The sequence below is a fragment of the Thermodesulfobacteriota bacterium genome, from assembly GCA_039028315.1.
Classification (GTDB): domain Bacteria; phylum Desulfobacterota_D; class UBA1144; order Nemesobacterales; family UBA2774; genus CR02bin9.
Genome location: JBCCIH010000094.1, coordinates 1 through 8,862 on the forward strand (window position 1 = coordinate 1; position 8,862 = coordinate 8,862).

5 protein-coding genes are annotated in these 8,862 nt (G+C 38.8%); 2 read left to right on the forward strand and 3 right to left on the reverse strand.

What is annotated here, in order from left to right:
• Nucleotides 1-160 precede the first annotated feature (160 nt).
• Genes truA through AAF462_07030 form a run of 3 tightly spaced genes read right to left on the reverse strand, consistent with a single transcriptional unit; the run spans nucleotide 161 to nucleotide 4,786 of the window.
• The gene (gene truA, locus AAF462_07020; protein ID MEM7008872.1) at nucleotides 161-898 is read right to left on the reverse strand and encodes a tRNA pseudouridine(38-40) synthase TruA; all 738 of its coding nucleotides are present in this window, start codon (nucleotides 896-898) and stop codon (nucleotides 161-163) included.
• A gap of 2 nt (nucleotides 899-900) precedes the next feature.
• Nucleotides 901-1,833 (reverse strand): ABC transporter permease, encoded by a 933-nt coding sequence (locus AAF462_07025; protein MEM7008873.1) that lies wholly within the window; start codon nucleotides 1,831-1,833, stop codon nucleotides 901-903.
• A gap of 13 nt (nucleotides 1,834-1,846) precedes the next feature.
• Nucleotides 1,847-4,786 (reverse strand): MXAN_5808 family serine peptidase, encoded by a 2,940-nt coding sequence (locus AAF462_07030; GenBank protein MEM7008874.1) that lies wholly within the window; start codon nucleotides 4,784-4,786, stop codon nucleotides 1,847-1,849.
• 905 nt (nucleotides 4,787-5,691) lie between these two features.
• Between AAF462_07030 and AAF462_07035 the strand changes: the two genes are divergently transcribed.
• Nucleotides 5,692-6,750, forward strand: a complete 1,059-nt coding sequence (locus tag AAF462_07035) for a hypothetical protein (GenBank protein MEM7008875.1) — start codon at nucleotides 5,692-5,694, stop codon at nucleotides 6,748-6,750.
• A gap of 65 nt (nucleotides 6,751-6,815) precedes the next feature.
• Nucleotides 6,816-8,834, forward strand: a complete 2,019-nt coding sequence (locus AAF462_07040; protein MEM7008876.1) for a hypothetical protein — start codon at nucleotides 6,816-6,818, stop codon at nucleotides 8,832-8,834.
• Nucleotides 8,835-8,862 lie beyond the last annotated feature (28 nt).

Here is an 8,862-nt window from a genome sequence, read left to right on the forward strand (position 1 = left end):
GCATGTAATCGCCAAAGAGGTCCCACTCAATCTCTGTAATTGTTTCTCCCTGTAAAATCCCATAGCGCTCAATATTATCTTTATACTCATATCTTAGATATTTCATTTGTTCTCCTTAATTAAGGTAAAGAAATATATAGAATAGGGGATTATACCTAATTTAGTATTTTACTTCTTTAAGGTATAGACCTTGCGGGGGCGCAGAGTAGACGAAATTTGTTTTTTCCCCAGAATTTAGTATTTCAGCAAAGTTTGTAGGTGTTATCTTACCCTTTCCCACTTGAACTAGAGTGCCGACTATTAACCTAACCATCCTTTTTAAAAAGCCTGTTGCCTCGATACAGAATTCAATCATATTGCTGTCTGTTTGCACTAGCGAGATGTTGGTAACTGTTCTGGTGGTTGTTTTTACTTCGGAGCCAAGCTGAGCAAAAGCCTTAAAATCGTGCTCACCCAATAAATATTGTGAAGCCTCTTTCATTTTTTCCAAATCAAGCTCCTGAGGCATAAACCAAACTCTATCCCTAAGTAGAGCCGAAGGTGAGGGGCTGTTATATATCTTATAAAGGTATATTTTGGTTTTGGCTGAGAACTGGGCATGAAACTGTTGATCTACTTCGGCTGCCTGTACTATAGATATATCTTTTGGCAGAACTGAGTTAAGTCCCATTTGAAACTCAGCGGGCTTTATTTTGCTCTCAGTTTTAAAATTTGCCACCTGAGCTAATGCGTGAACACCAGAATCGGTTCTACCAGATCCTAAGAGGTTAATTTCTTCTCTCGTAATATTTTTTAGTGCATTTTGTATTTCTTCTTGAACTGTGGGCCCCTGGGCCTGTTTTTGCCAGCCGCAGTAATTAGTTCCGTCATACTCTATTATTAGTTTGATGTTTCTCACAGCTATATACCGCCCTTATCAAACTTTATTCTAGGATCTAGATATACATATAGTATGTCCACTATAAGATTGGCGAGAACCAAAATGATGGTATATACAATAGTAATTCCCATGACCAGCGGGTAGTCGCGGTTTGAAACTGCTAACACAAAGAACCTCCCAATGCCGGGTATGGCAAATATGTGCTCTACTACAAATGATCCTGTAATAAGGAATGCGGTAATTGGACCCATTACAGTTACTACCGGAATAAGTGCGTTTCTAAGAATGTGTTTGGTAATAACCATAAAATTGCTTAGACCTTTTGCTCTGGCTGTTCTTACAAAAAGCGCGTCAGAGGTCTCAAGCATGCTTGCTCTTATAAGCCTAGCAAGATAGGCAGCAGGGCCTGCGGCCAAAGTTAGAGCTGGTAATATTACGTGGCTAGGGCTACCCCAAAGTGCTGCGGGTAAAAGCCTAAACCTTACTGAGAAGAAATATATAAGAACAGCTCCAATTACAAAGCTCGGCACAGATACCAAGGCTGTTGCTGTAGATACTGCCAGGAAGTCAAAGATTCCCCTTGGCCTAATAGCTGAGACTATTCCAACTATGCTACCTAGAGCTATTGATAAAAAGAGTCCAACTAGCCCCAGCTCTACTGAGACGGGAAGTGTTTCCCTTATTATATCGTTTACTGATCTATCTACATATTTATAGGAAGGGCCAAAGTCTCCTTTTGAAAGGCCCTGTAAATATATAAGGTACTGTTTCCACGGCGTCTCATCTAAATTGTACTTAGCCTCAATGTTTTTTCGGATTTGATCAGGAAGCTCTTTCTCCTCATCAAATGGCCCGCCAGGGAGCATCCTTAATAGGAAGAAAGTTATTGTTACTACAACCAGTACTACAAATAACCCTGTGAAAGCGCGGCTCAGTATGAATTTAAGAATCAAGCCCGCTTTCCTGTTAACCCTCTTTTCTTACGACAAAGCTTTGTTTTGAAAGAAGGCCCTTTGAGTCTTTTGCTATTATAGTTATTAAGTTTATGTCTTCTTCAAGTTTTAGATCAACTGATACAGGGACGTCTGTTTTTGTAGAAGGCAGTAATGCTACTTTGTCATCTCCAATAAAAACTGAGACGAGCTCAATGCCGTCTTGATCTTTTATATCCCCAAAAAGATTTATAACATTTGATTTTGTCGAAACCGGAAGATCTATAAGGTTAATAATAGGTGGGGCTTCAAAAGTTTCAACAAAAACCGGATTTACGGGTTGTCCATTTTCAGAGCTAGATGCCGTTTGAACTTTATCCTTGCTTATCCAACCTGACATTTGTTCATCAAGGTTTATTTTGATCCAGCCGTTACTTCTTCCGCTTGAGTTAAATGTAGCTCCCTGCTCAGATAGCGCGATAATAGGTGCACTGGAAAAACCACCCCCTCTAATAGGAGTGTTGTCTTTTGAAACCTTAACCTCTTCATTCACTTTTTTATATGCTTGTGTCTCACTGCTGTTAGGTATTGAGACATTGCTGACTATTCCATCTCTAAAGACTTCATCAAGTATCTGTATCTCAAACTCAATAGGAGACTCATTGTTCTGAACATTAAATGTAAACTCCGTTTGTCTTATCTCCTCTGGTTTAAGATTTTCAAGCTCAGCCCTGCCTTTTTCTAAAAATACAGTATCGCCTGATTCATTTTTTAAACTTACAACTGTTTTCTCAGAACTTCCAAGACCTATATTTTTAACTCTTAACACAAGCGCAATAGTTTCTCCAGGCTCTGGTGTTCCGTTTCCATTTCCGGATGAACCAAACCTTCCGTCATCAACTATCTCGTAGTTAAACGCGTACAATGGCCTGTCCAGTCCCGCTATGTTTAAATTAAAGTCATAGTCATCTATAGTTGTTTCGTGTCCGTCTTTAAACTTTAGTGTGACCTTGTCCTCTCTGGTTAAGGCCCACTTAGGTATTTCTATATCTGTACTCCATGATCTACTTTCTCCAGGACCTACTTTGCCAAAGATAAGTTCTTTGCCGTTTAGAACTAAATTCTCAGACTCTGTGATTGCGCTTAGTCTGTATAATGGCTCAGTGCCTTTGTTTTCCACCTCTACTGTTAACTTAGCCTCCTCGCCAGCTTTAGCCATTGGAGTTTGAGGGAGAATGTTAATATTCAAAGCCGGTTTAGAAGATGGTGATTTGCCATAGTCCCAATCAACGCCTAATGTTTGCCACTGATCAACTATCTTCTTATCTTCTTCTTTGGTTATTTTGGATATATCTTTTTGTATTTGGTTTAGAGCTTGCTGTCTTGTAGGAGTTTCTGAAGACAAAATAATATCTTTAGCTAACGAAACATAAAAATCATTCTCTAATCGTTCTCTTTTCTCTTGTTTTGTTAAAGCCTCTTCGGGAGTAGGCTCCTCTCCTTCTTCTTCTACCTTAATATCTTCTAGATATGTAATCGTGTATAAAGGCTCTTCCCTCTTCTCCTGGACTTTTTCAGCAGCATCTCCGTTTAATTTGTTTAGTCTAGGCTCTAAGTTTGAATTAAATATTATTGTATCTTCCTTAATGGTAGTTGGGTGAAGAATAATGTCTGGCGTTACCCCTACATCTTGGATTGAGATGTCACCGGGGGTGAAATATTTGGCCCTTGTTAACTTAAGCGCAGAACCATCGGGTAAATCAAAAATCTGCTGCACAGATCCTTTGCCAAAAGTTCTCTCGCCTATTACAACTGCACGGTCATTATTTTTTAGAGCCCCCGCTACAATCTCCGAAGCACTTGCACTTCCGGCATCTACAAGAACTACAACGTTGTTTAGATATTCATAATCCTTATCGTTTGCATGGTAGTGGTTAGCAGAATTGCCTTCTTTGGTTGTAACAATTACACCCTGACTCAAAAACATATTAGAAATCCTCTCGGCTTGGTCTAATAAGCCCCCAGGATTTCCTCTTAGATCAAGAATGATTCCTTTGGCAGGTTTTTCATCTTCTTTTAGATTTGCGACTATGCTGTTTAAAGTATTTTTTTGAAAGTCTCTGATCCTCACATATTTTATTCCATCATCAAGATCAAAAGTCTCAACGCTCTCTATTTTAATTGTGTCGCGGATGATCTTATACTCTTTGGGTTGTGCAAAGCTATCTCTATTAATATGTATAGCAACTTGTGTTCCTTTATCTCCCCTTAACTTACTTACTGCTTCTAAAAGAGACATATTAATTGTGGATTCATCTTCTATCTGCACAATCTTGTCGTTAGGTTTGATACCTATATTATAGGCAGGTGTTCCTTCGATTGGAGAAATAACAGTTAACTCGCCGTCTCTAATCCCTATAACAATTCCGAGCCCGCCGAAACTGCCTTCAGTCTCAATCATAAATTCTTTGTAGACCTCAGGTGTGATTATTCCGGAGTGAGTGTCTAAAGTTTTTAGCATCTCATCAATCACTGCGTACTCTATATCACTTACTTCATAATCTCTTGAATTGAGCTTAGGAGCCACAAAGGTAAAAATTTCTTCTAACTTATTAGATACATCATTTAGATCATTAATAGAGCTGATATCAAATGTTTGTTTGTCATTTACAACCTGAACTTCAACAATTGAGCCCTCTTCGCCTTGCGGGAAATCTACTAGTACTTCATCAGCAATGACTTCTAATCTGTCTAGAGCCTTAACCAGCATGTTTTTTGGTTCGATTAGTGATTTGTTGACGTAATACCTATTTACATACTGCATTACTATGTTGGTAATATTTAAATTCTGTGCTTGGCTGGTTGTATGTAAATTAATTAGACTGGGGGATACAATTAGAGTGTATGTGATAGCAGCAAAGAATACTGCCGTAGCAAACTGTCTTTTAAATTTATTCAAAAACCTTATCAACATGATTCTCCTTCTTATTAAATGAATTATTACCACACTATATACAGTATACAGTGGCAAGCAAATAACAAAGCATTAAAGTCTAATGAATGTATATCTGCGAAATTTAAATTATACTCTAGAAATCAATTTGTTTAACTAAATTGAAATAATCTATTATCTTGGACGTATTCCTGAATTGATTAAAACTAATACACCCCTATGAATGAAATAGCACAAATATATCTAATCAATTATATACATCATATGTTTTCTATTCTCTACCTTTTTATTATCTTGCAAACTCATTCTATATATAATCTGGTGTTCTTAGAGCAATGATTTATGAATTTGGTATTCTCAAACTAAAGGATATGCAGTGTATGTAGATAATTTGATTTAGCTGGCAGACAATTGTTATATGGATGATTATTGTTTGAAGCCATATTTGGGGGATTAGGTATAGTATTAATAAATCTAGTTAAACAAGCTTGCATTATTGCTCTTAATAATTCATATTAGAATAGTAATGATAAGCATTTCATAATCTGGGTTTTAATGATAATATTATATTTATATATAGAGAGTATGCAGATTATATTAAATGTTCGGAGTTTGATTTAATTTTTTAAGTAGTTATTGCCAAAACGGAGGAAATGGTTTTTTATTAGCGATTTCAAAAATACTTGACAATGTTTTCTATTTATGATGTAATTGCTTTAATTTTGAAGGAGGAAGGATGTGATGTCACCTGTCCCGTCGGTTCTCGGATTTACAAGAGAAAAGGGCTTGACAACTCCCTTAAACTATGTTGTAATTCTGAGCAGTCTAGGAATTAACGGGAGATTTGTTTTTTGAGGGAGATGGATGTTGGTAAGACTTTTCAAATCCCTAGTTTTATTTGTTATTAAATTGAAAGGAGGATGTATATGAACAAAGGAAACTTAATGAACAATACCAAAACAAGGAGGAAAGGTTCAATGCTACAGGATAGTTTATCCAAATTAAAGTACTTTTTAGTGCTTGCTTTTCTTTTAGTAGTTCCTATGCAGGCAATGGGTCAAAGCTTTGATTATTTACCAATAGTTGACCAGACTGACACAGGAGTAGACAGACTTGTTGTACCGTTTGATACAAGAGAAAGGGATACCTTTATACAGGTAACCAACACTGCATCAGAAAAGGTCAACATTCATGTGCAGGTTTTCGACGTTAATTCTATCTTCAGAGAGTGCGAAGAGTGTAACTTCGATGACATGCTTACTGAAAACGACACCCATGTTTATGATGTAGAAAACATGGTAACCAATTCCGGCCCAGGCATCACAAACGGTGGTGAGGAAGAATGTAGCCGTCCAGCGGGTACATACGGATTTGTAGTTATCTCACTTGAGGCTGGATTCCCAAGATCATCACTAATTGGTATGTTTAGAATTATTGATGAGGCTGGTTATGAGTACAGAGCTAACGCTGCTGGTACTGAAGATACAATCTTCCAGGATATTAGTCAGGGAATGGTTGTTAACTTTAGCCGTGCAAACGGTCATAACTTAGCAGATCTCATTGGTATAACTTATCGCCCTGAAAATGAGCGTTCAGTTTCTGCAGCTCCAAACATTATAACAACGTTTGGTAGTCAAAGCCCATTTGATGAGGTCTTAATTTGGGACGAAGATGAAGATGATACTTCATGTAGCCCGACAACATTCGCTTGTGCTGTTGGTGAGCTAAACAGAGGTATTGATGACTCTTTACCTAACAGTAGAGGTCAGCTCAACAGAGTTTGTTCCGACAACGTTCTAAGCAACAACATCGCTGGTTGGTTAGACCTACCATTCTCAGGATTTACCTGTGCTGGAGTTGAATGTAGAGCTCATTTTGTAGGTTATATTGGGCTTAACAACGGTGATGGAACAGGATCAATGGATTCCTGGTGGGAAGTTGGCGAACAAGAGATTCTAACTCTTGGCGGACCATCCATACAATAATCCTTTAAGGTGAAAACAATATGATTTGTGAACATATAACAAAATTTGAAAAGGAGGATAAATAAATGATAAGCAAGTTAAGGTTTTCATTAATAGCTGTTGTGATGCTTGTCCTTTTAGGGTTTGGTTTTCAAAACCAGGCGCAAGGCCAAGTAGGGCTAAACGGTTTGTTTTGCCCAGCTATTCCACACACTACAGGAATCTTACAAACTGAGATCGTAGGAAGTGGAACTGTAATGCCTAATTTTACTGGATCTTTAATTGGTACAGTAGAGAATTCAGGTGCAGACGCTGTTGCCGGACTTGATTGGCAGCACGTTGACGAAACTGAAACAAGAACACCAACACCAACAAACGAAACTGGATCACAGTTAGTTTCATGGTGGACACAGGTAGACGGAAGAAACACATATCTTCAGGTTACTAATGCAAGTGATAACGTAAGCAACGAGTTCTTCTCAGGAGATCTTGAGGTTCACGTTCGTATACATAACGAAGATTGTGTAGAAATCAGAGACTTCTGTGATACATACACAGGATATGACACACACGAATATAACTTTGGCGACCTAGTTGCTAATAACGGTGCAGATATCGGTGATGCCAACCTTCAGGGAGTTGAGGGATGGCTAGTTGTTACCGCTGTAAAAGATTGTGGTACTTCTGCTGAAACAGCACTAGCTCACAACTATCTAGCTGGTCAGCTGATCGTTCACGATTCAGATGACTATCTATATGGTGTTAACACATATGCTAGACAAGCAATTTGTGATACCGTAGATATGAGAATCCCAGTGAACAGAGTTCCTAATCCAAGCTTTGGAACAGGAGCTTTCTCACCTTGGTCAGAGCCAGGTAACCAAACAAATAGCATTGCAGAGGTTATTGATCCTCTAGTTCAGCTAGTACCAATAGAGGCTACTCCTGGAAACTCTGAGTTCAGCCCATTTGTTGCTATGGTAATAAGTGCTGACACAAACAATGGCGGATCTTACACAGGTGGATCATTTACAAACCTAGAGGATACAACTTTGATCGACGTAGGCGCTGGAGACGATAATGTATCTATACTAGAAAGTGGTGATATAACTGTTCTAGGTGCTCCTAACAGTGATTCACAGACTCTTTCATATAACCTTCAGTTTTATGGAGGAATGGACGATACTTGCCAGAGCTACGCTGTAGTTGCTCTTATTAACAACGCTACAGATACAGTAGTAGACGCAAACTGCTATCAGGCTGGCGGAGTTGCTGGTGATGCTTTTGATAATCCAGCTTGGGGTTGTGCAGTTATTCCGTTAATCGCTAATTCAGGAGCTGGTATAACACTTAGCGGTCAGACATATGATTTCTTCGGCCGTACAGGTTATGAACTTAACGAAACACTAAGCACTAACGGAACAGGAACATTTACACTTCAGGTAATCACAGGTCAAACAAGTGGATGTGCTGCTCCAGAGGATTCAGTTGCTGCTACAGTTAACAACTTCATCCTTAATGGAACAAACATTGAGTCAGAGTCTTGCCAATTCCCAGACAATCCTTCAGAAGCTGGATGTCTAAATGGTGAAGACTATGCTAAGCTTGATACAATCAGACCAGAAACACTTTATGGTCTATTCAACATTCTTCCTGGCAATGTTCAGGCAGGAGCTGATGTTGTACATATCAACTTTGCTGACGTATATGGACCTCCATACAGACCAGTTGCTGCATTCTCAAACGTATTCGTAGGTATCTATGATGACCTTGAGGATTTCCAGAGCTGTGGAGACGCAACAGTATGTTTCGAAAGATTAGGTATAGATGATGCTTTAGTTCTAAGCGACAACTTTAACCCAGCAACACCTACACCTACACCTCCACCTCCAACAACTGTGCCACCTACAATCACACCTACAACACCACCGCCAACAACAGTACCACCTACAGCAACACCAACACCAGGTGGAGGCGGAAGTAGTAGTTGTGCTATCGCTGGAAGCCCAGTTCAGCTTGGAACAGCATTGGCTAACGTACTTATACCTCTAGTACCTGTAGCCTTCGCATTCGGAGTTAGAGCTGTAAGAAGAAGAAAGAAATAAGATAAAATAGATAACAATTATTGGTGGC